Source organism: Xanthomonas bonasiae, from assembly GCF_017163705.1.
In the GTDB taxonomy this organism is placed as follows: Bacteria; Pseudomonadota; Gammaproteobacteria; order Xanthomonadales; family Xanthomonadaceae; genus Xanthomonas_A; species Xanthomonas_A bonasiae.
In genome coordinates this window covers 310808-336468 of the sequence record NZ_JAFIWB010000001.1, presented here as the reverse complement: position 1 = coordinate 336468, position 25661 = coordinate 310808, and the positions used below count along the sequence as shown (strand labels likewise).

20 protein-coding genes are annotated in these 25661 nt (G+C 66.5%); 14 read left to right on the top strand and 6 right to left on the bottom strand.

The window, feature by feature from the left end; genetic code table 11:
• Positions 1-69: 69 nt before the first annotated feature.
• On the top strand, positions 70-306 hold the full coding sequence (locus JR064_RS01425) for a hypothetical protein (RefSeq protein ID WP_206228565.1): 237 nt from the start codon (positions 70-72) through the stop codon (positions 304-306).
• 112 nt (positions 307-418) lie between these two features.
• Here the strand turns inward: JR064_RS01425 and JR064_RS01420 are convergent, their stop codons facing one another.
• On the bottom strand, positions 419-1444 hold the full coding sequence (locus JR064_RS01420) for an Ldh family oxidoreductase (protein WP_206228564.1): 1026 nt from the start codon (positions 1442-1444) through the stop codon (positions 419-421).
• A gap of 531 nt (positions 1445-1975) precedes the next feature.
• Between JR064_RS01420 and JR064_RS01415 the strand changes: the two genes are divergently transcribed.
• From JR064_RS01415 to JR064_RS01405, 3 genes are read left to right on the top strand one after another with little or no spacing between them, the layout of a single operon-like run.
• Positions 1976-7114 carry an RHS repeat protein gene (locus JR064_RS01415; protein WP_206228563.1) on the top strand — a complete coding sequence of 1713 codons (5139 nt, stop codon included), beginning with the start codon at positions 1976-1978 and terminating at the stop codon, positions 7112-7114.
• On the top strand, positions 7111-8139 hold the full coding sequence (locus JR064_RS01410; protein WP_206228562.1) for an RHS repeat domain-containing protein: 1029 nt from the start codon (positions 7111-7113) through the stop codon (positions 8137-8139). The genes JR064_RS01415 and JR064_RS01410 overlap by 4 nt, the downstream gene beginning before the upstream one ends.
• A gap of 1 nt (position 8140) precedes the next feature.
• Positions 8141-8497 (top strand): energy transducer TonB family protein, encoded by a 357-nt coding sequence (locus tag JR064_RS01405; RefSeq protein ID WP_206228561.1) that lies wholly within the window; start codon positions 8141-8143, stop codon positions 8495-8497.
• 438 nt (positions 8498-8935) lie between these two features.
• Here JR064_RS01405 and htpG read toward each other — a convergent pair whose 3' ends face one another.
• A complete protein-coding gene (htpG, locus tag JR064_RS01400) occupies positions 8936-10840 on the bottom strand; it encodes a molecular chaperone HtpG (protein ID WP_206228560.1) in 1905 nt (634 codons plus the stop codon).
• 213 nt (positions 10841-11053) lie between these two features.
• Here htpG and rsmD point away from each other — a divergent pair, with 213 nt between their 5' ends.
• The 7 genes from rsmD (at position 11054) to JR064_RS01365 (ending at position 17883) form a co-directional block, all read left to right on the top strand.
• A complete protein-coding gene (gene rsmD / locus JR064_RS01395) occupies positions 11054-11659 on the top strand; it encodes a 16S rRNA (guanine(966)-N(2))-methyltransferase RsmD (protein ID WP_206228559.1) in 606 nt (201 codons plus the stop codon).
• Positions 11656-12162 (top strand): pantetheine-phosphate adenylyltransferase, encoded by a 507-nt coding sequence (gene coaD / locus JR064_RS01390; RefSeq protein WP_184411109.1) that lies wholly within the window; start codon positions 11656-11658, stop codon positions 12160-12162. Before rsmD ends, coaD begins: the two co-directional genes overlap by 4 nt.
• A gap of 36 nt (positions 12163-12198) precedes the next feature.
• Positions 12199-12693, top strand: coding sequence for a hypothetical protein (locus JR064_RS01385; RefSeq protein WP_179563902.1), 495 nt, complete (start codon positions 12199-12201; stop codon positions 12691-12693).
• A gap of 382 nt (positions 12694-13075) precedes the next feature.
• A complete protein-coding gene (locus tag JR064_RS01380; RefSeq protein WP_179563903.1) occupies positions 13076-13360 on the top strand; it encodes a YfhL family 4Fe-4S dicluster ferredoxin in 285 nt (94 codons plus the stop codon).
• A complete protein-coding gene (gene ggt / locus JR064_RS01375) occupies positions 13357-15108 on the top strand; it encodes a gamma-glutamyltransferase (RefSeq protein WP_206228558.1) in 1752 nt (583 codons plus the stop codon). The genes JR064_RS01380 and ggt overlap by 4 nt, the downstream gene beginning before the upstream one ends.
• Before the next feature lie 40 nt (positions 15109-15148).
• Positions 15149-16039 carry an MBL fold metallo-hydrolase gene (locus JR064_RS01370; protein ID WP_191824661.1) on the top strand — a complete coding sequence of 297 codons (891 nt, stop codon included), beginning with the start codon at positions 15149-15151 and terminating at the stop codon, positions 16037-16039.
• Between the two features lie 113 nt (positions 16040-16152).
• Positions 16153-17883 (top strand): glycoside hydrolase family 9 protein, encoded by a 1731-nt coding sequence (locus JR064_RS01365; protein WP_206228557.1) that lies wholly within the window; start codon positions 16153-16155, stop codon positions 17881-17883.
• Between the two features lie 121 nt (positions 17884-18004).
• Here the strand turns inward: JR064_RS01365 and JR064_RS01360 are convergent, their stop codons facing one another.
• Complete coding sequence (locus JR064_RS01360) at positions 18005-18439, bottom strand: hypothetical protein (RefSeq protein ID WP_206228556.1); 435 nt, start codon at positions 18437-18439, stop codon at positions 18005-18007.
• 207 nt (positions 18440-18646) lie between these two features.
• The gene (gene upp, locus JR064_RS01355) at positions 18647-19279 is read right to left on the bottom strand and encodes a uracil phosphoribosyltransferase (RefSeq protein WP_145700641.1); all 633 of its coding nucleotides are present in this window, start codon (positions 19277-19279) and stop codon (positions 18647-18649) included.
• A 158-nt stretch (positions 19280-19437) separates the two neighbouring features.
• Here upp and JR064_RS01350 point away from each other — a divergent pair, with 158 nt between their 5' ends.
• On the top strand, positions 19438-21960 hold the full coding sequence (locus JR064_RS01350) for a TonB-dependent receptor (RefSeq protein WP_425510267.1): 2523 nt from the start codon (positions 19438-19440) through the stop codon (positions 21958-21960).
• A 14-nt stretch (positions 21961-21974) separates the two neighbouring features.
• On the top strand, positions 21975-23135 hold the full coding sequence (locus tag JR064_RS01345; protein ID WP_206228554.1) for a phytase: 1161 nt from the start codon (positions 21975-21977) through the stop codon (positions 23133-23135).
• 149 nt (positions 23136-23284) lie between these two features.
• On the opposite strand, the gene JR064_RS01340 is transcribed toward JR064_RS01345, so the two are convergent.
• Both JR064_RS01340 and JR064_RS01335 read right to left on the bottom strand, forming a co-directional pair.
• Entirely contained in the window at positions 23285-23584 is a 300-nt protein-coding gene (locus JR064_RS01340; RefSeq protein ID WP_179563909.1) for a hypothetical protein, read from the bottom strand.
• A gap of 13 nt (positions 23585-23597) precedes the next feature.
• The gene (locus JR064_RS01335; protein ID WP_206228553.1) at positions 23598-25094 is read right to left on the bottom strand and encodes an aminotransferase class III-fold pyridoxal phosphate-dependent enzyme; all 1497 of its coding nucleotides are present in this window, start codon (positions 25092-25094) and stop codon (positions 23598-23600) included.
• A 128-nt stretch (positions 25095-25222) separates the two neighbouring features.
• On the opposite strand from JR064_RS01335, the gene JR064_RS01330 reads away from it, so the two are divergent.
• On the top strand, positions 25223-25654 hold the full coding sequence (locus tag JR064_RS01330; RefSeq protein WP_179563911.1) for an Lrp/AsnC family transcriptional regulator: 432 nt from the start codon (positions 25223-25225) through the stop codon (positions 25652-25654).
• The last annotated feature ends 7 nt before the right edge of the window (positions 25655-25661 follow it).

The window sequence follows — 25661 nt, the reverse complement described above, 5'->3', positions numbered from 1 at the left end:
CGGTCAGTCCGAACCAGGGCGTTGCAGATGCCGTTTCCGATTGGCGTCTGCTGACGCTTCGATGTAGTGATGCGCGATGTCGGCGGCAGCCTGTACATGGCTGCCGCCGGTGCCGAGCAGATCCGCCGTGGGGCGCTTTGGCACGATTGTCAGGATGTAGCGATCAACGTCCATGGCGCTGGCCTGCTGCGCGAACGTGACGGCGCCTACTACTGGTGGTTTGATGAGTACAAGACTGCCGGTAGATCGGCGCCTGCTGGAATCCCGGCAACCCCATCGATCGGCGTGATGCCTGGTTGCCGTTGACGCTGGACCGCCAGGGTTTCGGATCGATTGGTGCGGTGCCTGGTCGCCTGCGCAGCTGTGAGGTGAGGTGGGGCGGGGCTAGACGCTCGCGCCGCCGCCGCGCTGCATCGGCTTATTCCAGCAACTTCAGCAGGTCCCGATGCAGGTCGCTTGGAATCCGCACGCCCTCGCGAAGGCTGCGTGCGCGCGCCTGATAGCGGCGTTGCGAGGGCAGTCGCGCACCGGTGTCCTGGTAGGCGGCGAAGAAGGTTTCGGCGCGTGCCATGTGCGTGGCCCACTCCGCGCCGAGGAAGCGCACCGGGTCCAGCGCCAGGATCAATTCGCCATGGTAGGGCGAGGCGCCGGCGCCGGCGTCGTGCGCCAGCGATTCGGCGCTGGTGAGATCGCCGATCAGCGGCCCGGCGATCAGTTCGATCATCGCCGACAGTGCCGACCCCTTGTGCCCACCGAAGGTCAGCATCGCGCCACCGCCGCCGGCGACCACGTTCGGATCGGTGCTCGGCTTGCCTTCGGCGTCCACGCCCCAGCCCTCGGGAATCGGCAGGCCGGCGCGGCGGTGCAATTCGATGTCGCCGCGTGCCACCGCGCTGGTGGCGAAATCGAACACGAAGGGAAGCGCGTCAACGCGCGGCCAGCCGAACGCGAGCGGGTTGGTTCCCAGCAAGGGCGTATGGCCGCCTGCCGGCGTGACCCAGGCATGGCTGGGATTGCAGATCAGCGCGACCAGCCCGGCCTCGGTGATGCGTTCGACTTCCGGCCACAGCGCGGAGAAGTGCACGCAATGGTTGATCGCCAGCGCCGCCAGTCCATTGCCGCGCGCCTTGTCGATCAGCGCCGGCAGGCCGCGCTCGAACGCCAGCAGCGAAAAGCCACCGCGTGCGTCGACGCGGACGATGCCGGGCGCCTGATCGTGCACGACCGGCTCGGCATCGCCCACGACCTTGCCGTTGCGCAGCGTCGCCGCGCATCCCAGGGTTCGGTACAGCCCATGTGACGCGCAACCGTCGCGTTCGCCCGCGACGATCGTGGCGGTGAGGGTGCGCACATGCGCGGGGCCGAAGCCGGCATGGCGCAGGATACGTTCGACCAGCGCGGTGGCCTGGTCCAGGGACAGTGCGACGGGATCGCTGGTGTTCATCGAAAAAGCATGGGCGGGGGTGAACCGGATTCTCGCCCGCGCCGCGCTTCGTGAAAACCCTCGGGTTGCCTGCCGGCACCGGGCGGCTTGCTCTGCGTGTGCCGGTCAGGTACGTGCTACTCGCAACGCCTGCATAAGTAGATGACGTCGTAATGACTCGGCTGTGCGCGAATTGTGTAGCGGCCAAGCTGACGGTGCCGGATTTTTCAGAAGACGACACCGCTCGTCGGATGCTGAAAAAATTTTGTTGACAGCTATCCCTGAATTAGTCCGATAATTCGACAAGCCGGGATCCGGCCCGCAGGGGATTTTCCGTTCAACTCATTGCCTCGTGCCTTGGCGCGATGAGTTTTTATTGCGTTTTTTGCGATTTTCGTTGTCGCGATACTCGCCGTTGGGAGCCTCGCGATCGTTCAGGGAATTCGGCCCGCAACGGGCTGAAAAGGAAGAGGCGAGCGGATGTTCAGAGTACGGCTTGTGATCGGCATGCTGCTGGTGTGCATGGGGGCGCGTGTGCACGCGTCGGACGACATGTCGCCCTATGAGGAATACGAGAAGAAGATCAAGGCCTCGCAGGTCGTCGGTCCGCTAAAGGGCGATATCTTCGGCGAGAACATCAGCCTGTATGACATGAGCGTCGGCTTCCACGCCACCGATGTGGACGTGCCGGGCAACAACGCACTGCCGGTCGCAGTGGGGCGCGAGTTCAAGGTCATGAACCGGCGCTCGGAGTATGTGGCGAAGGGGTTCGGTGACTGGGAAACCGACACGCCGCGCGTGTACGGCGAGTTCCGGTCTGACAAGGGCTGGGTGACGGCCAGTGCATCGCCTACTGCACGTTGTTCCATTCCTGCGATACCCGATGCTGCAATGACCGTCGGCAACGTTTCGTATAGCGTTTACGACATGTGGCATGGTTACTACTTGCATGTCCCCGGTAGCGGCGAGCAGGAGCTATTGGTCGACAATCAGACCAAGACGCCGCGCCCGACCGATGGCGTTACACGCCCCTGGATCACTAAGGATGGGTGGCGCTTGGGCTGTCTTGCCAACGCGAGCAATTACGGTGGCGAGGGGTTTTTGGCTGTTTCGCCTTCCGGGGTGAAGTATTACTTCGATTACGCGATCGTCACTCAGATCAAGGGCTATCTACAGCCAGGCGCAGGTAGCCCTGCGGTGCGTGTGCGCGTCGCGCTTGCTGCCAGTCGCGTCGAAGACCGTTTCGGTAACTGGGTGACCTACACTTATTCGGGCGACAAGCTCTCCTCGATCCAATCCAGCGACGGCCGTGCGATCACGCTGAACTATAACGGCGATTTGATCAGCAGTATCCAGGCGAACGGTCAGACTTGGAGTTACGGCTACGAATTCAGCACGGCGTATCCGACGGCGCAGGGCGCCTATCGCCTGAAGACCGTCACCCAGCCCGATGGCTCGCAGTGGATCTACAGCATCGTGAGCGGGAACATGCTGCCGAAGCGCGAGCCACCAGCAGGCGGTGGTGCAAGCAGTTGCGTCTATGAGACCGATCCTATGGACGGGGCGGTGTCGCTGCAGGTGACCCATCCTTCCGGTGCCGTAGGCGTGTTCGCCTTCGGCTATCGACGTCAGTATCGGAGCCATACCCCCATCATCCGGTGTGCTCTGCCGACTGGTCAGGAGCCGCCGAATCCTTATGTTCCCAACTACTTCGACAACTATGTCCTGACGTCGAAGACCGTGATGGGCCCGGGTCTTGCGCAGCAGGTTTGGCATTACCTGCCGGGCGATGGCGTAACGCAATTTTACAAGACGGGTAAAGCGACCGATCCCTGCCCAACCTGCACGCCGAGCAAGACGGCCAAGGTGACAAATCCGGACGGCACCGCCACAGCTTACGAATTCGGAATCATGTACGGCCTCAACGATGGCCGCCTGCTGAGCACCACGGCGCTGGACGCCAACGGCAACACGGTGTCCAAGACCAGCAACACCTATTTCGCCGATGGCGACGTGGACGCGCAGCCCTTCCCTGCGGAAATGGGGCAGTCGTTGCTCGGCATCCCCAATCCCCTGACCAACGTGCTGCGTCCGCTGCGCAGCAAGGTGGTACAGCAGGAGGGCATTAGCTACACGTGGACGGCGAACGGCTTCGACGCGTTCGCACGAACGCTCAGCGTCACCCGCGCCAGCCCCTGGCACTCACGCACGGATGCGACCGAGTACTACGACGACCTGGGCAAGTGGATCATCGGCCAGGGCGCCAAGAGCACCAACACCAATACCGGCTTGGTGGAATCGCAGACTAGCTACGACGCCAACGCGATGCCGTCGCAGCACTGGTCGTTCGGCAAGCTGCGCCTGACCGTGAGCTACAACAGCGACGGCACGTTGGCCACGGTGAAGGACGGTAACAACAACACGACGGCGGTTTCCAGTTGGAAGCGTGGCGTCCCGCAATCGATCCGTTCCGCCGACGGCACCACCGAGTCGGCCACCGTCAACGACAGCGGCTGGATCACCTCGACCACCGACGAGAACGGCTACACCACCACCTATGGCTACGACGCCATGGGCCGGCTGGGGGCCATCTCCTATCCGTCCAACGACAACGTCGCGTGGAACACCACCTTGCAGACGTTCGAGCAGGTCACCAGCAGCGAGTACGGCCTGGATGCGGGCCACTGGCGGCAGACCGTGGCCACCGGCAACGGGCGCAAGGTGACCTACTTCGATGCGCTGTGGCGACCGTTGTTGGTTCACGAGTTCGACACCGGCGGCGCGCAGCGCTTCCAGAAGTTCGCCTACGACTACGCCGGCCGCACCACCTTCAGTTCGTATCCGGGAACCAGCGATACGCTGAGCACCGGCACCTGGAGCGAGTACGACGCACTTGGCCGCGCCACCTCCGTGTCGCAGGATAGCGAACTGGGCTTGCTGACCACGCGCACCGAATATCTGCCCAACAACCAGACCCGCGTGACCAATCCGCGCGGCCAGCAGACGGTGAGCGGTTTCCAGATATTCGATCAGCCGGATTACGCCAAGCCGGTGTGGATCATGCATCCGGAAGGCGCCAATACCGATATCTCATTGGACGTATTCGGCAAGCCGACCTCGATCCGCCGGCATAACGCCGACGGATCGCTGTCGGTCACGCGCAGCTACGTCTACGACGGCTACCAGCAGCTGTGCAAGACCGTGGAGCCGGAGACTGGCGCCACGGTGATGGACTACGATGCGGCTGGCAACTTGGCCTGGTCGGCCAGCGGGCAGAGCTACACCTCGACCTCGTCGTGCAACAGTGCCGACGTCGCCGCAGGCGCCAAGGTCGGCAGGAGCTACGACGCGCGCAACCGCCTGGCCACGCTCGCGTTCCCCGATGGCGTCGGCAACCAGTCCTTCGTCTACACCGCCGATGGCCTGCCCGCGCAGGTCACCACCAACAACAGCAACGGCGGCAACGCCGTGGTCAACGCGTACACGTATAACAAGCGCCGCCTGCTGCTGAGCGAGAGCATGACCCAGCCGGGATCGAGTGCGCTTAGCCTTGGCTACGCCTATACGGCCAACGGCCATCCGGCCGGCGTCACCTATCCCTCGGGCCTGGTGTTGAACTACGCACCCGATGCGCTCGGCCAGGCTTCGCAGGCCAACGGCTATGCGCTGGGCGTGAGCTACTACCCGAACGGGGCGATCAAGCAGTTCACATATGGCAACGGCATCGTGCACACGATGGCGCAGAACGCCCGCCAGCTGCCGGCGCGCAGCAGCGACAGCGGTGCCAGCAATCCGCTGGACCTGGGCTATACCTACGACGCAAACGGCAACGTCGGTGGCATCACCGACTACGCCCGCGGCCGGCAGACGCGCAGCATGAGCTATGACGGACTGGATCGCCTGTCGACCACGCAATCGGCGATGTTCGGCGGCGACAACCTGGCGCGCTACAGCTACAACGTGCTCGACGACCTGACCGCGGTCAAGGTCGGCGGCAGTCGCGACTACAGCTACTTCTACAACGCCAACCGACAGCTGTTGAGCGTCAACAACAGCTCCGACAGCTCGGCGGTGATCGGCCTGAGCTACGACGCGCAGGGCAACCTGTCCAACAAGAACGGCATCCACTATCTGTTCGACAAGGGCAACCGCCTGCGCGAGGTCACCGGCGTGGAGACCTACCGCTACGACGCGCAGGGCCGCCGGGTGCTGGCCAACAGCCCGAGCCTGGGCAATATCGTCTCGCTGTACGGGCAGGACGGCGTGCTGCGTTACCAGCGCGACGAACGTGTCGGCAAGATCACCGAGTACGTGTACCTGGGCGGCAGCCTGCTGGCCAAGGTCAGCAACCTGCCGACGCTGGCCTCGCCCAGCGTGACCGTCCCCGGCTACAGTAGTTCCGGCAGCTATACCGTGCAGTGGACGACGGTGGCCTCTGCCAACCGCTACGAACTGCAGGAACAAGCCAACGGCGGTAGCTGGACGGCGCTGTACTCGGGCACCGCGACCAGCCAGGCGGTCTCCGGCAAGGCTGCGGGCAGCTACGCCTATCGCGCCCGTGCCTGCCTGGGCAGCTACTGCGGCGGGTGGAGCGCCACCGGCACGACAGTGGTGCAGTTCGCACCGAGCGATGCACCGAGCATCAGCGTGCCGGGCACCGGCGTGGTCGGCAACTACACCATCAGCTGGGGCACGGTCACCGGCGCGGCCAGTTATTCGCTGGAAGAGAGCGCCAACGGTGGCAGCTGGAGCGTGTCCTACAACGGCAGCGCGCAGAGCAATGCCTACAGCGGCAAGGCCGCGGGCAGCTATGCCTATCGCGTGCGCGGCTGCAACCCGGCCGGCTGCGGGCCTTACTCGGGCACCGGCACGGTGCAGGCGGTCTATGCCCCGGGTTCCGCCCCGACGCTCAGTGCGCCTGCAACCAACACCAGCGGCAGCTACACGCTCAGCTGGAGCACGGTCGCCACCACCGTCAGCTACAACCTGGAAGAAAGCAGCAACGGCGGCAGCAACTGGAGCGGGATCGCCTCGGTGGGCGGAACCAGCGCAAGTGTCAGCGGGCGCGGTGCCGGCACCTATCTGTACCGGATCAAGGCCTGCAACGCGGCTGGCTGTGGACCATACTCCGGTAACGCCTCCACCCAGGTGATCTTCGCCCCCACTGGCGCACCCAGCCTGAGTGCCCCAGCCAGCGCCGGCGTCAACGGCTACACGGTGAGCTGGAGCGGGGTAGCCACTGCCAGCAGCTACACGCTGGAAGAAAGCGCCAACGGCGGCGGCTGGACGGCTACTCAGAACGCCAATGCCACCAGCCAGGCGTTTTCCGGCAAGGGCAACGGTAGCTATGCCTACCGGGCTAAGGCCTGCAACATCGCCGGCTGCGGACCGTACTCCAATACGCAGACCACGGTGGTGGATACCTCGCCACCAACTACACCGTCGTTCAATACGGGCTATCGCTACATCAACACCTCCCCAGCCACTTTCGAACTGGACTGGACCGCCAGCGCGCGCGCCACGCGGTACGAGATAAGTGGTGCGGTCAGCTACTCCGGCCCCAAGACCTTCGTCACCTTGAGCAAGACCGGCAGCGTCAACACCGTGCAGGTGCGCGCCTGCAACGAGAACGGCTGCTCGGCTTGGTCGGCCGTCTTCACGCCGACGCTCGAGGGAGGGAAGGACAAATGAAGATCGGACCCACGATGAAAGGAATCGCTAAGCCCTTGACCAAGCTGCTGTGGCTGCTTGCCGTCGCACTGCCTCTCCACGCGGCAGCCGAAACGGTGGAGTACGTCCACACCGACGCCCTCGGCACTCCGATCGCGGTCACCGACGCCAGCGGCAACCTGATCGAGACCAGCGAGTACGAGCCCTACGGCAAGCTACTCAATCGCCCGTTGACGGATGGACCTGGGTTCACCGGCCACGTGCAGGATGCAGCGACCGGGCTGACGTACATGCAGCAGCGGTACTATGATCCGCTGATCGGGCGGTTCTTGTCGGTTGATCCTGTGGCAGCCAACTCGATCTCCGGAGCGAATTTTAACCGATATTGGTATGGGAATAACAATCCATATAAATTCTTCGATCTTGATGGTCGCTGCACTGGATCGCATATTAGTAATGAAGATGGCACCTGCGTGAGTACTGGGGAATATACGACCGTCGCCGAAAATGTTAAAAGCGTGGATGCGCGAAATGTTGATAGAGTTTTTTCTCACGCTAGTATTGCTACAATGGGTGGAGAAGGTATTCCTTCCGAAATTCCAAAAGAGACCAGGGCTGCACTAAAGAAGTTTCTTGGGTCAGCCGTGGGTGGTGCCGTTGGTCGCGAAGCAATAAGGCAAGGTAAAAAGATTGATTTGGAACAAATATTGCCTTCATCTGGATATCCTCCAGCTTTTGCGGGAGGATATGCAGGCGGTAACTTGATTACCTATAGTCTCGAATGGAAGCAGTACATAGAAGCTAGTAAGTTTAAAAAAGAATTTGGAGTGGGAGGCTTGGATGTATTGCTGGCGCATGAAATTGGGCATACCGCAATTGGTGGTAACGCACGTGGATACACCCCAATTACTGACGATCCGAATCAGGATGAATTCAATGCCGTAAGATTTTACGAAAACCCGTATAGAAGCTATCTGGGAATTCCGCTGCGCACCACATACTCGGGCATTCCCGTTCCCGCACCCTTAAATATGGGGGATAAATAAAATGGCAGCAATCAATCTAGTTGCAGTCCTCGCTCTAGGGGCTGCAAATTGCTCATGCAATTACGAAAATTGGATTGAGACAGTGAAGGCTACAGAGGCTCTCGCGATCACAAAGCCTCGTTTTATTGTGCCGAAGGAGGCTGTTGAAAAAGTAGAAAATAAGACATGCGCCATCATTACCTTTGAAATAGATGAAAGAGGGGTTCCAATAAATATTAAAATTGAGGAGAGTTCAAGAAGTAGGGTTGTGGATATGGCGGCAAAATACACCGTGGAAAAATATAGATTTTCGGTGAAAAATAAAATAGAGCCAAAAAAGATATTTGCGCTTTATTTTGAATACCCTGGTAAATATTAATTGACGTAATTTAATATTTTAGCTTCTGAGATTTTACTTCTGGCAAATGCCGACGATGCCGGCATTCAACCCACCCAGCTATCGCTATGGCAGCGGCGGCATTGGGAATTACTACCTGCAATGGACCGCCAGGGTGCGCGCGATCTGCTATCAGGTGACCCTGCGCGGTCAGCTACTCCGGCCCCAACATCATCGTTACGTTGAATAATACAGGCAGCGCCACAACGTCCAAGCCCGCTCTGCCTGCAACAAGAATGGCTGCTCAGCCTGGTTTGCCGCCATAGTCGTGCCGCTTGAGGGAGAGGCTAATCAAGGAGCATCAGATAAGAGAATTACGCCTTGCTTGGTGTGCTGGACGGTAGGGTCGTAAGCTGGCTATGCGCAAAAAACAAAGCCGGCAGATGCCGGCTTCGTTCTAAGCGATCTCGTGCCACATGCTTAGGCCGACAGCTCCAACAACAACTTATTAAGCCGCCGCACATACGCAGCCGGATCCTTCAGGCTGTCGCCCGCAGCCAGCGCAGCCTGATCGAACAGCACCCGCGCCAGGTCGCCGAAGCGGTCGCCGTCGGCTTCCGCGTCCAGCTTCTCGATCAGCGGATGCGCCGGGTTGAACTCGAACACCGGCTTGCTCTCCGGCAGCTTCTGCCCGCTGGCTTCCAGGATCTGCCGCATCTGCAGGCCCAGGTCGCCCTGGCCGATGGCCAGGATCGCCGGCGAATCGGTCAGGCGGTGCGACACGCGCACTTCCGAGACGTCCTCGCCCAGCGCCTGCTGGATGCGCTCGACCAGGCCCTTCTTGGCCTTGGCCGCTTCTTCCATGGCCTGCTTCTCTTCGTCGCTGTCGAGCTTGCCCAGGTCCAGGTCGCCGCGTGCCACGTCGACGAATGACTTGCCGTCGAACTCGGTGAGGTAGCTCATCAGCCACTCGTCGATGCGGTCGGTGAGCAGCAGCACTTCGATGCCCTTCTTGCGGAACACTTCCAGGTGCGGGCTGTCCTTGATCTGCGCGTAGCTCTCGCCGCTCAGGTAGTACAGCTTGTCCTGGCCTTCCTTCATCCGCGCGACGTAGTCGGCCAGCGCCACGCTGTGCTCGGCGTCGCCGCTGTGGGTGGAGGCGAAGCGCAGCAGGCCGGCGATCTTCTCGCGGTTGGCGAAGTCCTCGGCCGGGCCTTCCTTCAGCACCTGGCCGAAGTTCTTCCACACGCTCTTGTAGCGCTCGGGTTCGTCCTTGGCCAGCTTCTCCAGCATGTCCAGCGCACGCTTGGTCAGCGCCGACTTCATCGAGTCGATCACCGGGCCGGACTGCAGGATCTCGCGCGACACGTTCAGCGGCAGGTCGCTGGAATCGACGATGCCCTTGACGAAGCGTAGGTACAGCGGCAGGAACTGCTCGGCCTGGTCCATGATGAAGACGCGCTGCACGTACAGCTTGAGCCCGCGCGAGGCGTCGCGCTGGTACAGGTCGAACGGCGCGCGCCCGGGCACGTACAGCAGCGAGGTGTAGTCGAGCTTGCCTTCGACCTTGTTGTGGCTCCACGCCACCGGGTTCTCGTGGTCGTGCGCGATGTGCTTGTAGAGTTCCTGGTATTCCTCGTCCTTGATCTCGTTGCGCGGCCGCGTCCACAGCGCGCTGGCGCGGTTGACGGTTTCCCACTCCGGCGTTTCCGGCTTGTCCTTGTCCTCGCCGTGGTGTTCCTTGGGCAGTTCGATCGGCAGGGCGATGTGGTCGGAATACTTGCGCACGATGCCGCGCAGCTTCCAGCCGTCGGCGAAGTCCTGCTCGCCTTCCTTCAGCTGCAGCACGATGCGGGTACCGCGCTCGGGCTTGTCGATGGTGGCGACCTCGAACTCGCCTTCGCCGCGCGAGGACCAGTGCACGCCCTCGCTGGCCGGCAGCCCGGCGCGGCGGCTGTACACGTCGACCTGGTCGGCGACGATGAAGGCGCTGTAGAAGCCCACGCCGAACTGGCCGATCAGGTGCGAATCCTTCTTCTGGTCGCCGGACAGGTGCTTGAGGAAGTCGGACGTGCCGGACTTGGCGATGGTGCCCAGGTGCGAGACGATCTCCTCGCGGCTCATGCCGATGCCGTTGTCGTCGATGGTGACGGTGCCGGCGTCCTTGTCGAAGCCGATGCGGATGCGCAACTGCGCATCGCCGTCCAGCAGCTCCGGCTTGACCAGCGCCTCGAAGCGCAGCTTGTCGGCCGCGTCGGAGGCATTGGAGATCAGTTCGCGCAGGAAGATCTCTTTATTGGAATACAGCGAGTGGATCATCAGCTGCAGCAGCTGCTTGACCTCGGTCTGAAAGCCCAGGGTTTCTTTTTGGGTTTCCACGCTCATCGGTGCTTGCTCCATGGGTGATGGCTGGCCGCGCGGAGGAGGGCGCGACTCTGCCAGCGGACATGGTGGCGGCCAGGCCCGGCTTCAAGCGCCAGCCGGCGCGAGCGGGCGCCATGGCGCTGGTCTATCATCCGGGCCCCGTTCCGTGCCGCCGCCGTCGATGCCGATCCCGTGCCCGTTGCCCCCCGATTCCCGGCCGTCGCGAGGCCGCCGATGAGCCGCGCCGGCGCGGGCCAGGTACGCATCATCGGCGGGCGCTGGCGCAACACGCGGCTGCCGGTGCCGGACCTGCCGGGCCTGCGCCCGACCTCCGACCGGGTCCGCGAGACGCTGTTCAACTGGCTGCTGCCGGCGCTGCCCGGCGCGCGCGTGCTGGACCTGTTCGCCGGCAGCGGCGCGCTCGGCCTGGAGGCGGTGTCGCGCGGCGCGGCCTCGGCCTGCCTGGTCGAACGCGACCCGGCGCTGGCCGCCGGCCTGCGCGCCAGCGTCGCCAGGCTGCAGGCGCAGGCGCAGATCCAGGTGGTGCAGGACGACGCGCTGCGCTGGCTGGCGGCGCCGGGCGCCGACGCCCCGGCCGACATCGCCTTCGTCGACCCGCCGTTCGCCGATGGGCTGTGGGATGCGGTGCTGCAGCGGCTGCCGGCGCGGCTGGCCGCCGACGCCTGGCTGTACCTGGAGTCGCCGGCCAGGCAGGCGCCCGCAGTGCCGGCGCCGTGGGCGCTGTACCGCGAGGGCGGCAGCCGCGAGGTCCGCGCTGCCCTGTACCGGCGCACCGCTGCTACACTTCCCGGCGACCTTCACGCGGTATCCAACGCATGACCGTGGCCCACAGCCGCATCGCCGTCTACCCCGGCACCTTCGATCCGATCACCAACGGTCACATCGACCTGGTCAACCGGGCCGCGCCGCTGTTCGAGCAGGTGGTGGTGGGCGTGGCGCAGAGCCCGTCCAAGGGACCGACGCTGCCGCTGGAGTTGCGCGTGAACCTGGCCCGCGAGGCGCTGGCCGGGCACCGCAACGTGGAGGTGATCGGCTTCGACACGCTGCTGGCGCATTTCGTGCGCTCGGTCGGCGGCGGGGTGCTGCTGCGCGGCCTGCGCGCGGTGTCGGATTTCGAATACGAGTTCCAGATGGCGAGCATGAACCGGCATCTGATCCCGGAGGTGGAGACGCTGTTCCTCACCCCGGCCGAGCAACACAGTTTCATTTCGTCGTCGCTGGTGCGCGAGATCGCGCGGCTGGGCGGGGACGTGTCCGGCTTCGTGCCGCCGTCGGTGGTGCAGGCGCTGGTCCAGGCCCGCCAAGCCGCGGCGCAGCGCTGAGCCGTCCGCCATTCACAGACAACAAGGGAGCCATCCATGAAGAACACCGTACGCGTGCTGCTGATCGCCTCGCTGGCACTGGGCTTCACCGCCTGCAAGAAGGAAGAGGCCGCCGCGCCCGCCGCCGACGCGCAGCCTGCGCTCACCGTGCCGTCCAAGGACGACGATGCCGGCTGGAAGAAGTACCTGCAGGAAGTGGCGCTGCAGAACATGGGCACCATCACCAACAGCCCGTTCCTGTACTACCTGCCGCCGGAGTCGGATGCGGACTTCCAGGCCAAGTACGATCGCCAGGTCGAAAGCGCCACCACCGCCATCGGCCGCGGCATCCAGCCGGGCAACATGCTGGCGTTCGGCTCCTCGGCCTCGGCCAAGATGGCCGACCTGATCGCCGCCGCCTTCGCCAAGGTCGAGCCGAACACGATGAAGGGCGTGCGCGTGGTCTACATCGGCAACGCCGCCGACAACGCGCGCGTGCAGACCGTGATCCAGCCGACCGGCGCCGAGTACATCTTCGTCGAAGCGAAGTAAGCGCCGTCGCGCCGGCGTGCCTGCATGGGCGCGCCGGCCTGGCGTGGCGGGCCGGCCATCGCACGCCCGCCGGCCGACGCAGTTGCCAGCTTCGGCTGGCCTGCGGCCGCGACCGTCCGCCCGTCGCCGGCAGCGTCTCCGTCTCGCCAGCGGCATCCCTCGCCCGATCCGGCTCCTGCGCGCGCCTCGGCCCGGCAGGGCGGCAGGTGCATTCCCTGGGACGCCGCAAGCCATTGCCACGGGCATCCGCGCCGCCGGCCCGGCCCGCTGGCGTATCAAGCCGTCGCCTGCGCGACGCAGCGTCCCGCCGGACGTGACCGCCATGCCGGGGCCGCCGCGCCCGATCCGGTAAGATGGCGCGGTTAGTGCCGACTTCTGTGAAATGTCCCTCAAGATCAACGAGCTCTGCGTCAACTGCGACGTCTGCGAGCCGGCCTGCCCGAACCAGGCCATCGCGATGGGCGAGACGATCTATGTGATCGATCCGGCCCGCTGTACCGAATGCGTCGGCCATTTTGACGAGCCGCAGTGCGTGGTGGTGTGCCCGGTCGAATGCATCGACCCGGATCCGGCGATCCCGGAAAGCCACGACCAGTTGCTGGCCAAGCTGCTGCAACTGCAGCGCGATCATCCCGAGTTTTACCGACAGGAGCCCCCCGCCGCATGAGAACCCTCGTCCGCCGTGTCCTGCTGCTCGCCCTGGTCCTGACGCCGTCGGCGTGGGCCGAGGCGCCGGTCGTTGCCGCTGCCTCTGCCGCACATCCGCCCGGTGCCGCCGTCGCCAGCGGCCACCGCCTGGCCACCGAGGCCGGCCTGCAGATCCTGCGCGAGGGCGGCAACGCGTTCGACGCGGCGGTGGCGGTGTCCTCGACGCTGGCGGTGGTCGAGCCGATCAGCTCCGGGCTGGGCGGCGGCGGCTTCTTCCTGCTGCACGACGCCAAGACCGGCAAGGACGTGATGCTGGACGCGCGCGAAGTCGCGCCGGAATCGGCGACCGCCGACAAGTTCCTGGATGCCAAGGGCGCGCTGGACCGCGACCGCTCGGTCAACGGCCCGTGGTCGGCCGGCATTCCCGGCCTGCCTGCGGCGCTGGTGGAACTGGCGACCAAGCACGGCAAGCTGCCGCTGCAACAGTCGCTGGCGCCGGCGATCCGCATCGCCCGCGACGGCTTCCCGGTGTACCGGCGCATGGCCGAGGGCTACCGGTCGCGGCGCGAGGTGATGGAGCGCTATCCCGGCACCCGCGAGGTGTATCTGCGCAACGGCAAGCCGATCACCGAAGGCGACCTGTTCAAGCAGCCGGAGCTGGCCAACACGCTGCAGTTGCTGGGCGCCAAGGGCTTCGACGGGTTCTACCGCGGCGCCACCGCCAAGAAGCTGCTGGCCGGGGTCAAGCAGGCCGGCGGCCACTGGACCGCCGAGGAGCTGGCCGGCTACACGGTCAAGCAGCGCACGCCGATCCGGTTCGACTACAAGGGCTGGAGCATCACCACCGCGCCGCCGCCGTCGTCCGGCGGCATCGCCCTGGCCAGCATGCTGCAGATCCTGGAAGGCTACGACCTGAAGGCGATGGACCCGGTGCACCGCACCCACCTGGTGGTGGAGGCGATGCGCCGCGCCTACCGCGATCGCACCTTCTTCCTCGGCGATCCGGACTTCACCGCGGTGCCGCAGCGCGTGCTGCTGAGCAAGGACTATGCGGTCGGCCTGCGCTCGACGATCAACCCGGAGAAGGCCACGCCCAGCGACCTGCTGTCGGGCAAGCCGACCCCGCTGGAAGACGACGAGACCACCCATTTCTCGATCATCGACGGCGAGGGCAACCGCGTCGGTGCGACCCAGACCGTGAACCTGCTGTTCGGCTCCGGGCTGATTCCCAAGGGCACCGGCGTGCTGCTCAACGACGAGATGGACGACTTCGCGCTCAAGCCGGGCACGCCCAACGCGTTCGGGGTGATGGGCTACGAAGCCAACGCGCCCAAGCCGGGCAAGCGCCCGCTCAGTTCGATGACGCCGACCTTCATGGAGAATGCCGACAAGACCATCGTGCTCGGCACCCCGGGCGGCAGCCGCATCATCACCATGGTGCTGCTCGGCATCCTCGGCTACGACGACGGCCTGAGTGCGCAGCAGGTCGCCGCGTTGCCGCGCTACCACCACCAGTGGCTGCCGGACGTGATCGAGGCCGAGACCGGCACCTTCGACGCGGCCACCGTGCAGGGCCTGCAGGCGATGGGCCATGCGCTCAAGCTGCCGGGCGACAGCGCCGAGGGCGGCCGCGGTTCCAGCCACGTGTGGGGCAACCTGCAGACGGTGGAGTGGGACAAGCGCAGCAACACGCTCAGCGGCGGCAGCGACCCGCGCAACGAGGTCGGCAGCGCCGAGGTCCTGCAACTGGCAGCGCCGGCGCGCTGAGCCGCCCGCTTTTGCGAATCCCCAATCCCGAATCCCTGCAATGAAGCTCTGGTCCATCCAAGGCAACTCCCAGAAACTCGACGGCGGCGCGATGTTCGGCAACGCGCCCAAGGCGATGTGGCAGCAGTGGGCCGCCCCCGACGACGGCAACCGCATCGCGCTGGCCTGCCGCGCGCTGCTGGCGCGCCCGCTGGCCGGCAAGACGGTGCTGTTCGAGACCGGTGTCGGCGCGTTCTTCGCGCCGGCGCTGCGCGAGCGCTACGGGATCCAGGAAGAGCGCCACGTGCTGCTGGAGTCGTTGCACGAGGCCGGCGTCGCGCATACCGACATCGACGTGGTGGTGCTGAGCCACCTGCACTTCGACCATGCCGGCGGGCTGTTGGCGCCATGGCGCGAAGGCGCCGCGCCGGAACTGCTGTTCCCGAACGCGCGCTTCCTGGTCGGCGCGGCGCACTGGCAGCGCGCGCTGCAGCCGCATCCGCGCGACCGCGCCAGCTTCATTCCCGAATTGCCCGGCCTGCTGGAGGCCAGCGGCCGCCTGGAGCTGGTCGACGGCGACTATTCGCGCAGCCTGGGCGAGGCGGTGCGCTTCCGTTTCAGCGACGGGCACACGCCGGGGCTGATGCTGGCCGAGATCGTCGGCGCGCAGCAGGTCGAGGGCCAGGCGCATGGCGGCGTCGCCTTCTGCGCCGACCTGATCCCCGGGCGCTCCTGGGTGCATGTGCCGATCACGATGGGCTACGACCGCAACGCCGAACTGCTGATCGACGAGAAGCGCGCGTTCCTGGAAGACGCGCTGGCGCGCAACGTGCACCTGTTCTTTACCCACGACCCCGACTGCGCGCTGGCGCAACTGGCGCGCGACGGCAAGGGCCGTTTCGTCACCACGCACGAGCTGCCGTCGCTGCAGGCGCGGTCGCTGGCGGGCTAGGGCGCCAGCCCTGATCGCGTGACAGGCCGCAGGCGCCGCGGCATTCCGGCTGGCGGCTGAAAGCGCGCCGCGCCGTGCTTGCAGCCGTCATCGCGGCCGGCCAGTATCGGCGCATGAACCTGCCTACCGCCTTGCGTTGCCTGCTTCTCGCCTGCCTGGTCGTCGGTGGCTGCGCCTCGCGTTCCGAGGATGCCGCCATGTCGCCGATCCGGCTCAACCAGGTCGGCTATCTGCCGGCCGCCAGCAAGCTCGCGGTGGTGCCCGATGGCCACGGCGACGCCTTCGCGGTCGAACGCGCCGACTCGGGCAAGGTGGTGCTGCGCGGCACGCTGGGGCCGGTGGCGACATGGGCGCCGGCGCAACAGGCGGTGCGCATCGCCGATTTCTCCGCGCTGCGCGACCCGGGCCGCTATCGCCTGCGCGTGGACGGGCTGGCGCCATCGGACAGCTTCGCCGTTGCCGCCGACGCCTACGACGCGGTGACGCGCGCGGCACTGAAGGCCTATTACTTCAACCGCGCCAGCACCGCGCTGCCCGGCGAGTACGCCGGCCGCCACGCGCGCGCGGAAGGGCATCCCGACACCCACGTGCTGATCCATGCCTCGGCGGCCTCGCCGGGACGTCCGGCCGGCACCGCGATCTCCGCGCCGAAGGGTTGGTACGACGCCGGCGACTACAACAAGTACGTGGTCAATTCCGGCATCACCGTGTACACGCTGCTGGCCGCCTACGAACAATTCCCGGCCTACTTCGCCGCGCAGAAGGAAGGCATTCCGGACAGCGGCGGCGGCGTGCCCGACATCCTGCGCGAGGTCGACTGGAACCTGCAGTGGCTGTTGGCGATGCAGGATCCGGGCGACGGCGGGGTCTACCACAAGCTGACCAACCTGGACTTCGGCGGCATGCAGATGCCCGACCAGGCGCGCGCGCCGCGTTACGTGGTGCAGAAGAGCACCGCGGCCACGCTCGACTTCGCGGCGGTGATGGCCCAGGCCAGCCGCATCTACGCCCCGTTCGACGACCGCTTCGACGGCGTGTCCAAGCGCATGCTGCAGGCCTCGCGCCGCGCCTGGGCGTGGGCGCAGGCGCATCCGGATGCGGTCTACCGGCAGCCGGCGGACGTGCACACCGGCGGCTACAACGACGACAAGCTCGACGACGAGTTCGCCTGGGCGGCGACCGAACTGTACCTGGCCACCGGCGACGACGCGTTCTACGACGCGGCGATGGCGCGCAACGTGCCGGCGAGCGTGCCGAACTGGGGCTCGGTCGGCGGGCTGGCGTGGATGTCGCTGGCGCAGCACCGCACGCGGCTGACCGCGCACGCGGACCAGGCGCGCATCGCGCACGAGATCGACAGCGTGGCCACGCACTTGCTGCATGCCTGGCAGGGCTCGGCGTGGAAAGTGGCGATGGCCCCGGGCGACTTCCATTGGGGCAGCAACAGCACCGCGCTGAACCAGGCGATGCTGCTGCTGCAGGCCTATCGGCTGCAAGGCAAGCCGGAGTACCTGCAGGCCGCACAGTCGCAGCTGGACTACGTGCTCGGGCGCAACCCGCTGGGCATGTCGTTCGTGACCGGCATCGGCGCGCGTTCGCCGCTGCACATCCACCATCGCATCTCCATCGCCGATGGCGTCGCCCTGCCGGTGCCGGGCCTGCTGGTCGGCGGTCCGCAGCCGGGCCAGCAGGACGCCCGGGAGTGCAAGCACGCCTACGCCTCGTCGTTGCCGGCGCTGTCCTACCTGGACCAGGAATGCAGTTATGCCAGCAACGAGGTGGCGATCAACTGGAACGCGCCGCTGGTGTACGTGAGCGCAGCGCTGCAGAACCTGCAGCGCTGAGCCTGGTGCGCCGGCGGTGCCGGCGCTGCGTGGTGGCCGCCGCGCCGTCTCCTGGCGGCTGCGTTCCGCTTGCCGATGCCCACGGCCGCCGCGGCGGCAGCGCGCCGCCACCGCGAGCGCACTAGGACTGGATCAGGTAAGGCACGCCGCCGTCGTTGACGCCGATGGCCGGCGCGACATTGCCGAGCCCGACCGCATCCTGCGGCGCCAATGCCGTGATCAGCGCCTGGTAGGCCTGGCTGGCGGAATTTTCCCAGTAGGCGAGTTGGCCGAACACGATGCAAGGCGGCGTGCTTCCCGGCGCCAGGCCGGTCTGCAACACGTTCAGCACCGTGGCCACGTCGGCGGCGGTGAACGTTTCGCCAAGGTTGTCGTAGAGGGGGAGATTGATCCCGATCAGGTTGCCGTTGCTCACTACGGCGATGCCCACGCTGGACAGCAAGGTGCTGAACCGCAACAGGGCGCCCTGGTTGTTGCCGCTTTCCAGATCCAGTTGCGCGAATTGCTGCGGGCCGATCGCCAGCGGATTGGAGGCTTGATTGAGGGAATAGCTCATGTGCCGTGTCCTGAAGGAAGAAGGGATGCGGCCGGCCCGGCGCGTCCGCGGTGGGACAGCGGGCGCGCCGACGGCGACGCCCGCCGCGGGGGTGCGGACGGAGACCGGGCCGCGGCCGCCGCCTGGGGCAGCGACGGCCATGGCCGCCTTGCCTAGAACGTGGACACGAACGCCTTGTGAGTGCCGCCGCGCGCGGCGGCGGCGGGCTCAACCCACCCGGGTGCCGAAGATGCGGTCGCCGGCGTCGCCGAGGCCGGGCAGGATGTAGCCCTTGTCGTTGAGGTGGTCGTCGATCGCGGCGGTATAGACCTCCACGTCCGGATGCGCCGCTTCCAGCGCGCGCAGTCCTTCCGGCGCGGCGACCAGGAAGATGCCCTTGATCCGCCGCGCGCCGGCGCGCTTGAGCATGTCCACAGTGGCGATCAGGGTGCCGCCGGTGGCCAGCATCGGGTCCAGGATCAGCGCGTCGCGTTCCTCCAGGCGGCCGGTGAGGCGCTCGAAGTAGGGCACCGGTTGCAGCGTCTCCTCGTCGCGCTGCAGGCCGACCACGCTGACCCGCGCCGCCGGGATCAGCGCCAGCACGCCCGGCAGCATGCCCAGCCCCGCGCGCAGGATCGGCACCAGGGTGATCTTGGCGCCGGCGATGCGTTGCACCTGGGTGGGGCCGGCCCAGCCGTCCATCGTGTGCGTCTCGGTTTCCAGATCGGCGGTGGCCTCGTAGCCGAGCAGGGTGCCCAGTTCGGTGACCAGTTCGCGGAAGCCCTTGGTGCTCAGTGCGGCATCGCGCAGCAGGCCGATCTTGTGCTGCACCAGGGGATGGCGGACTTCGACGATCTTCATGGGCGCACTCGCAACGGGGGTGCGCACAGTGTGCCGCAGCCGGCTCCGTGGCCGCCAGCTGCCCGTCCGGCGCAGGCGTGTCACTAGCACGCAACGTGTCGGAAATATGTTGTTTCCCAATTCTTAACGTTAGATGGGGATCCGCATCCGTGCATATCGTGCCTAGCAAGACTCCGCTGTTCGTGGCGATCGCCTTCGGCCTGGGCGCCGCCTGCGCCGGCTACGGCGCGCAGGCCGCCGACGCCGCCGATGCGGCGATCGATCTGGAGCGGGTCGAAGTCCGCCCGCAACTCGAGGCCCAGGCCCGCGCGGTGGATCTCAAACGTGGCGCCGACGCGATCCTGGACGCGGTCTCGGCCGACGAGGTCGGCGACTATCCGGACCAGAACGTGGCCGAATCGCTGCAGCGCCTGCCCGGGGTCAGCGTCACTCGCGACCAGGGCGAGGGCCGTTTCGTGGTGGTGCGCGGGCTGGATGCGGCGCTCAACAGCGTCAGCATCGACGGCATCGCCATCGGCACCCCGGAGAGCGACAACCGCGCCGCGCCGATGGACGTGATCCCGTCCGAATCCACCGAGCGGCTGAAGGTGGTCAAGTCGCCGACCCCGGACATGCCCGGCGATGCGATCGGCGGCGCGATCCTGGTCGAGTCGGCCTCGGCGTTCGATCGCGACGGCCGCAGCATCCGCGCCAAGCTCGAGGCCAATCACCAGCAGCTCAGCGGCAAGACCAGCCCCAAGGCCTCGTTCAACTACAGCGACCTGTTCGCCGACGACACGGTCGGGATCGCGCTGGGCCTGAACTACCAGGACCGCGAGTTCGAGTCCGACAACACCGAAGGCGAGTACGACGCGATCGACAACGGCGACCTGGTCATGGTCGAGCAGCAGCGCCGCAAGTACCACATCGACCGCAAGCGCATCGGCGCCAATCTCAACCTGGACTGGCATCCGGACCAGGACAACCGCTATTACCTGCGCACGCTGTTCAGCAGCTTCAAGGATGCCGAGACCCGGCAGAACACGGTGATCTCCTTCGACGCCGACGACATCCAGGCCAACGGCGACGGCACCTACTCGGCGCCGGTGGACAAGCTGTCCAAGCGGGTGCGCTACCGCACCAAGCAGCAGGACACGCTGGCGGCGAGCTTCGGTGGCGAGAACAACCTGGGCGGCGCGGTGCTGGACTACCAGGCCGGCTATACCAAGACCCGCGAGCGGGTGAACGACGAGAAGGAGGCGCGCTTCAAGTACGACGGCGACGATCTCGACGCGACCATCGACCAGAACGGCCGCCTGCCGGCCATCGGCCTGTCCGGCGACGACTGGGTGTCCAACGGCAACTACGTGTTCGACAAGTTCGTGCTCTCGCCCGGCCGCACCGACGACGACGAATACAGCGCAAAGATCAACGTGCGCTTCGACGCCGACAACGCCAGCTACAAATTCGGCCTGCTCGGGCGCTGGCGCGACCGCGACGTGGACAAGAACGAGAGCGAGCTGTCGGAAGGTCCCGACATCGACCTGGCCGACTGGACCGTGGCGCCGCCCGAACACCGCCACAACAGCCTGGGCCAGGCGTTGAGTTCCTCGGCGATGCGCGCCTACTGGGCGCGCAACGGCAGCCAGTACAGCGCCGACGACGGCGATGTCGGCAGCAATGCGGTCGGCGCGTTGTCGGAGGACTACGTCGCCAAGGAGGACGTGCTGGCCGCGTATGCGATGGGCACCCGGGATATCGGCGCGTTGCGGGTGATCGCCGGCGTGCGCGTGGAGAGCACCCGGTTCAAGGCCAGCGGCTACCAGGTCGACGTCGGCGACGACGGCGAGTCGTTCGCCGCCAGCCCGCTGCAGGCCAGCAGCAGCTACACCAATGTGTTGCCGGGCCTGCACCTGCGCTGGAACGGCGGCGAGGACTGGTCGCTGCGCGCGGCGCTGAACAAGACCGTGTCGCGGCCCGGCTTCGGCCAGGTCGCGCCGCACGCGACCATCAACAACGACGACGAGGAAGTGGAACTGGGCAATCCGAACCTGGATCCCTACGCGTCGACCAACCTCGACCTGTCGTTCGAGCGCTACCTGGGCAAGACCGGCATCGTCTCGCTGGGCCTGTTCGGCAAGTCGATCGACGGCTACATCGTGGACACGGTGATCGACAACGCGCCCGCCTACGCCGGTTACGACGTCAGCATGGCGATCAACGGCAAGCGCGCCAAGGTCTACGGCGCCGAGTTCAACTGGCAGCAGCAGTTCGCGTTCCTGCCGGAAGGCTGGAACGGCATGCTCGGCGGCGTCAGCGGCACCTGGCTGCATACCGAGTTCGACCCGGGCCTGGACGATCGCGAAGGCGAGGACTTCACCTTGCCGCGCGCCTCCAGGAACGTCTATACCGCCTTCCTCGGCTACGAACGCGACGGCTTCTCCACCCGGCTCTCGGCGGTGTACCGCAGCGCGTACCTCGACGAGCTGGGCAAGGCCCGCGATTACGATATCTTCGTGGCGCCCAACACCCAGCTCGACTTCAGTCTCGATTACCAGGTGACCGACACCGTGCAGTTGTACTTCGACGCCTCCAACCTGCTCGACAAGCCGCTGGAGCGCTACCAGGGCACGCGTGCGCACACCCAGCAGTACGAGGAATACGGCCGCACCTTCGCCGTCGGCGTGCGGGTGAAGCTGTGACCGGCGCGCATTCGATGCTGCGTCTGGGGGCGCTCGCACTGGCCTGCGGGCTGCTCGTGGCCTGTGCCAACACGCGGTCGACCGGCGCGGCGGCGATACCTGCTACGCCCGTCGCCAAGCCGGCAGCGGCCGACCGCGAACCGGACGAGGGCGCGCAACACGATCCGTTGCTGAGCGAGGCCAAGCTGCCGCATGAGGTGATCGCAGAAGCGTTCCTCACCGCGTCCACCCCGGCCGACAACCTCGATTCGCCGGCCAGCTGGACCACGCCGCAGGGCCAGCGTTGGATCATCACCACCGCCAAGAAGAGCGGCGAGCTGGTGGTGTTCGACGGCGACAGCGGCCAGCGCCTGCGCACCGTCGGCGGCAAGGGCGCCGCGCCCGGGCAGATGGACCGGCCCAACGGCATCGCCGTGGTCGGCGACCTGGCGTTGGTGGTCGAGCGCGACAACCATCGCGTGCAGGCCTTCTCGCTGCCGGACTTCGCCTCGGTCGCGCTGTTCGGCGCCGAGGATCTGAAGAAGCCGTACGGGCTGTGGGCGCAGCCGAAGGACGACGGCATCGAGGTCATCGTCAGCGACAACTACATGCTCGGCGCGGACGAGGAAACCGTGCCGCCGCTGGCGCAGCTGGGCCAGCGCTTCCGCCGCTACCAGCTGCGCAGGCAAGGCCAGGCCTGGACCGCGACGCTGACCCAGACCTTCGGCGAGACCTCGGCGGCCGGCGCGATCCGCATCGCCGAATCGGTGTACGCCGATCCGGCGCACGACCGCCTGCTGCTGGCGGAGGAAGACGTGGCCAGCGGCACCCGCCTGCGCGAATACGGCCTGGCCGACGGCAAGTACCGCGGACGCGACATCGGCGCCGACCTCTACAAGGCGCAGGCCGAGGGCATCGCGCTGCTGAGCTGCGCCGACGGCAGCGGCTACTGGATTGGTACCGACCAGTTCAAGGACCGCAGCCTGTTCCACGTGTTCGACCGGCAGACGCTGGCGCATGTCGGCGCCTTCGCCGGCAAGGTCACCGCCAACACCGACGGCGTGTGGCTGGATCAGCGCGGCGACAGGCGCTTCCCGCAGGGCGTGTTCTATGCCTTGCACGACGACCAGGCGGTGGCCGCGTTCGACTGGCGCGACATCGCGCGCAGCTTGCGGCTGAAGGAGTGCGCGCGCTGAGGTGGATGGCGATCTGCCGCGCAACCCGCGCGCAGATCGCCCTTCGCCGGCACCACGCGCGCGGCCGCAGCCGATCGATCGGTTTCGTTCGGATCGGTGGCGCTATGAGGCGCGGTCGAATCGTCCGGGGGATGCCGCGCTCGCGCGACTCACTGCGCCAGGCGGTAGAGCAGGAACGCCGCCAGCGCCAGCAGCGCCCAGCACAGCAGGCCGACCCCGATCACCGCGTCGTCGCTGGCGATCAGGCTGCCGCTGGCGTTGCGGTAGAACAGCGGTTGGCCGTGGCGGCGCTTGCCGGGCCGCCGCGGTGGCCGGTCGCGGCGGGCTTCGGCGCGGATCCAGCCCAGCGACAGCACCGGCAGCAGCAGGCGGCCGCTCCAGTAGCCGAACAGTTGCAGGACGAGTTCGAACAGCGGCCGGGCGATCGCCTCGGCCAGTTCCTGCACCATGTGCCAGCCGGCCTTAAGCGGCGGCGGCCTGCGCCAGGCGCGGGCCCTCGCGCAGCGCGCGGCCGATCAGGCCGACCAGCAGGTCCAGTTCGTCGCTGTCCATCGCGAAATGCGGGGTGAAGCGCAGCGAGTTCTCGCCGCCGTGGATCACGTTGACCCCGTGCTGGCGCAGCCATTCCTCAGTGGAGCCGGCGCCGTAGCACTTGAACTGCGGGGCCAGCGCGCAGGAGAACAGCAGCCCGGTGCCCTGCACCTGGGTAATCAGCCCGCCGAGCTCGCTCTTGAGCTTCTCCAGTTTCTGTACCGCCTCGGCGCCGCGCGCGCGGATGTTGGCGCGTACCTGCGGGGTCAGCTGCGCCAGCGTGGCGCTGGCCACGTCCAGCGCGCGCGGGTTGCTGGTCATGGTGTTGCCGTAGGTGCCCTTGCGGTACAGCTGCGCGGCATGTTCGGTCACCGCCAGCACCGACAGCGGGTACTGCGCGGCGTTGAGCGCCTTGGAATAGGTTTCCATGTCCGGCGGATCGAGCTGTTCGAAGCCGGGGTAATCCACCACCGACAGCACGCCGTGGGCGCGCAGCCCGGCCTGGATCGAATCGACCAGCAGCAGGCTGCCGTGGGCGCGGGTGAGTTCGCGCGCGGCGGCGTAGAACGCCGGCGGCAGCGCGCGGCCCGGGTCGCCTTCGCCCATCACCGGCTCCAGGAACACCGCCTCGACGAACCAGCCGTGCTGCTCGGCGTCGGCGAACGCGCGGCGCAGGGCCTCCACGTCGTAGGGCGCGATCGCGATCACCGAATCCTCGCCGCGATAGCTGGCCAGGTGCTGCACGTAGGCCTTGCGGCTGGAATCGGAATACAGACCCGGCCGGTCGGTACGGCCGTGGAAGCTGCCCTTGACCACGATGCGCTTGATTCTGGCACCGGCATGGCGCGCGCCCGGATCGGTCTGCAGCTTGGCGTTGATGTCGGCGATGCGCGCGGCCAGGCCCACCGCTTCGGAGCCGGAGTTGAGGCACATGAACTTGCTGTACGGACAGCCGCCGCGCTGCTGGCCGATCTCGGCGCGCAGCGCGCGGTCGAAGCGCAGCTGCGACAGGCTCGGGGTCATCACGTTGGCCATCGCCTGCGGCCGTGCCATCGCTTCCAGCACCGCGTCCGGGGTGTGGCCAAAGCCGAGCATGCCGTAGCCGCCGGCGTCGTACAGCACCGCGCCCTTCAGCGTGACCACCCACGGCCCGCGCGCGGCCAGCGCCACGTACGGGGTCACCGCGTCGTCGGCGTAGAAATTGACGAAGCCGGCCTGCAGCGTGCGGATCTGCTCGACCTCGTCCAGTTCGAGCAGGTCGGCGAACTCCGCGGCCAGGCGCGCATGGTCCGCGCCGGCGGCCTCGATCGCGGCGCCCAGCTGCGGGTGCGAGGCGGCCAGGCGGTCGATGCTGGCATCGTCCAGGCCGGCGGTCAGGCGTTCGCCGGCATGGGCGCGCAGCGGGGCGAGGGGGCCGAGTACGGACATGCGGGATCTCCTGGAGGCGGGTCGTCTAGCGATAGACCTTCTATTATCAGGACCGGATCGTCGATTGGCAGAGTTGATTTGTGCAGGAAATCGGATAATTTCGTCGATTCGACGAAATCCGGCCGCGCATGAAGATCACGTCCTCCGACGAACGCCTGCTCTCGCTGCTGCGCGAGGACGCCCGCGCCTCCACCGCGCAGATCGCCCGCAAGCTCGGCCTGTCGCGCACCACCGTGCAGAGCCGGATCGAGCGGCTGGAGCGCGAGGGGGTGATCTGCGGCTATACGGTGCGCACCCGCGGCGACTTCGAGCAGGGCCACATCCGCGCGCACATCCTGATCACCGTGCTGCCGAAGAAGATGACCTCGGTGGTCAAGGCGCTGCGCGAGATCGACGAGATCCGCGTGCTGCACTCGGTCAGCGGCTCCTACGACCTGATCGCGCTGGGCGTGGTGCCGGGAGTCAACGACATGGACGTGCTGACCGACCGCATCGGCGCGGTCGACGGGGTGGAGCGGACGACGTCGTCGATCATTCTTTCGACCAAATTCGAGCGCTGATAGGCGG

What these genes read in the sequence shown, in the direction of transcription:
- JR064_RS01425 (WP_206228565.1), top strand. Translation starts at nt 70, where the DNA reads ATGCGCGATGTCGGCGGCAGCCTGTACATGGCTGCCGCCGGTGCCGAG.
- JR064_RS01420 (WP_206228564.1), bottom strand. Translation starts at nt 1,444, where the DNA reads ATGAACACCAGCGATCCCGTCGCACTGTCCCTGGACCAGGCCACCGCG.
- JR064_RS01415 (WP_206228563.1), top strand. Translation starts at nt 1,976, where the DNA reads ATGTCGCCCTATGAGGAATACGAGAAGAAGATCAAGGCCTCGCAGGTC.
- JR064_RS01410 (WP_206228562.1), top strand. Translation starts at nt 7,111, where the DNA reads ATGAAGATCGGACCCACGATGAAAGGAATCGCTAAGCCCTTGACCAAG.
- JR064_RS01405 (WP_206228561.1), top strand. Translation starts at nt 8,141, where the DNA reads ATGGCAGCAATCAATCTAGTTGCAGTCCTCGCTCTAGGGGCTGCAAAT.
- htpG (WP_206228560.1), bottom strand. Translation starts at nt 10,840, where the DNA reads ATGAGCGTGGAAACCCAAAAAGAAACCCTGGGCTTTCAGACCGAGGTC.
- rsmD (WP_206228559.1), top strand. Translation starts at nt 11,054, where the DNA reads ATGAGCCGCGCCGGCGCGGGCCAGGTACGCATCATCGGCGGGCGCTGG.
- coaD (WP_184411109.1), top strand. Translation starts at nt 11,656, where the DNA reads ATGACCGTGGCCCACAGCCGCATCGCCGTCTACCCCGGCACCTTCGAT.
- JR064_RS01385 (WP_179563902.1), top strand. Translation starts at nt 12,199, where the DNA reads ATGAAGAACACCGTACGCGTGCTGCTGATCGCCTCGCTGGCACTGGGC.
- JR064_RS01380 (WP_179563903.1), top strand. Translation starts at nt 13,076, where the DNA reads ATGTCCCTCAAGATCAACGAGCTCTGCGTCAACTGCGACGTCTGCGAG.
- ggt (WP_206228558.1), top strand. Translation starts at nt 13,357, where the DNA reads ATGAGAACCCTCGTCCGCCGTGTCCTGCTGCTCGCCCTGGTCCTGACG.
- JR064_RS01370 (WP_191824661.1), top strand. Translation starts at nt 15,149, where the DNA reads ATGAAGCTCTGGTCCATCCAAGGCAACTCCCAGAAACTCGACGGCGGC.
- JR064_RS01365 (WP_206228557.1), top strand. Translation starts at nt 16,153, where the DNA reads ATGAACCTGCCTACCGCCTTGCGTTGCCTGCTTCTCGCCTGCCTGGTC.
- JR064_RS01360 (WP_206228556.1), bottom strand. Translation starts at nt 18,439, where the DNA reads ATGAGCTATTCCCTCAATCAAGCCTCCAATCCGCTGGCGATCGGCCCG.
- upp (WP_145700641.1), bottom strand. Translation starts at nt 19,279, where the DNA reads ATGAAGATCGTCGAAGTCCGCCATCCCCTGGTGCAGCACAAGATCGGC.
- JR064_RS01345 (WP_206228554.1), top strand. Translation starts at nt 21,975, where the DNA reads ATGCTGCGTCTGGGGGCGCTCGCACTGGCCTGCGGGCTGCTCGTGGCC.
- JR064_RS01340 (WP_179563909.1), bottom strand. Translation starts at nt 23,584, where the DNA reads ATGGTGCAGGAACTGGCCGAGGCGATCGCCCGGCCGCTGTTCGAACTC.
- JR064_RS01335 (WP_206228553.1), bottom strand. Translation starts at nt 25,094, where the DNA reads ATGTCCGTACTCGGCCCCCTCGCCCCGCTGCGCGCCCATGCCGGCGAA.
- JR064_RS01330 (WP_179563911.1), top strand. Translation starts at nt 25,223, where the DNA reads ATGAAGATCACGTCCTCCGACGAACGCCTGCTCTCGCTGCTGCGCGAG.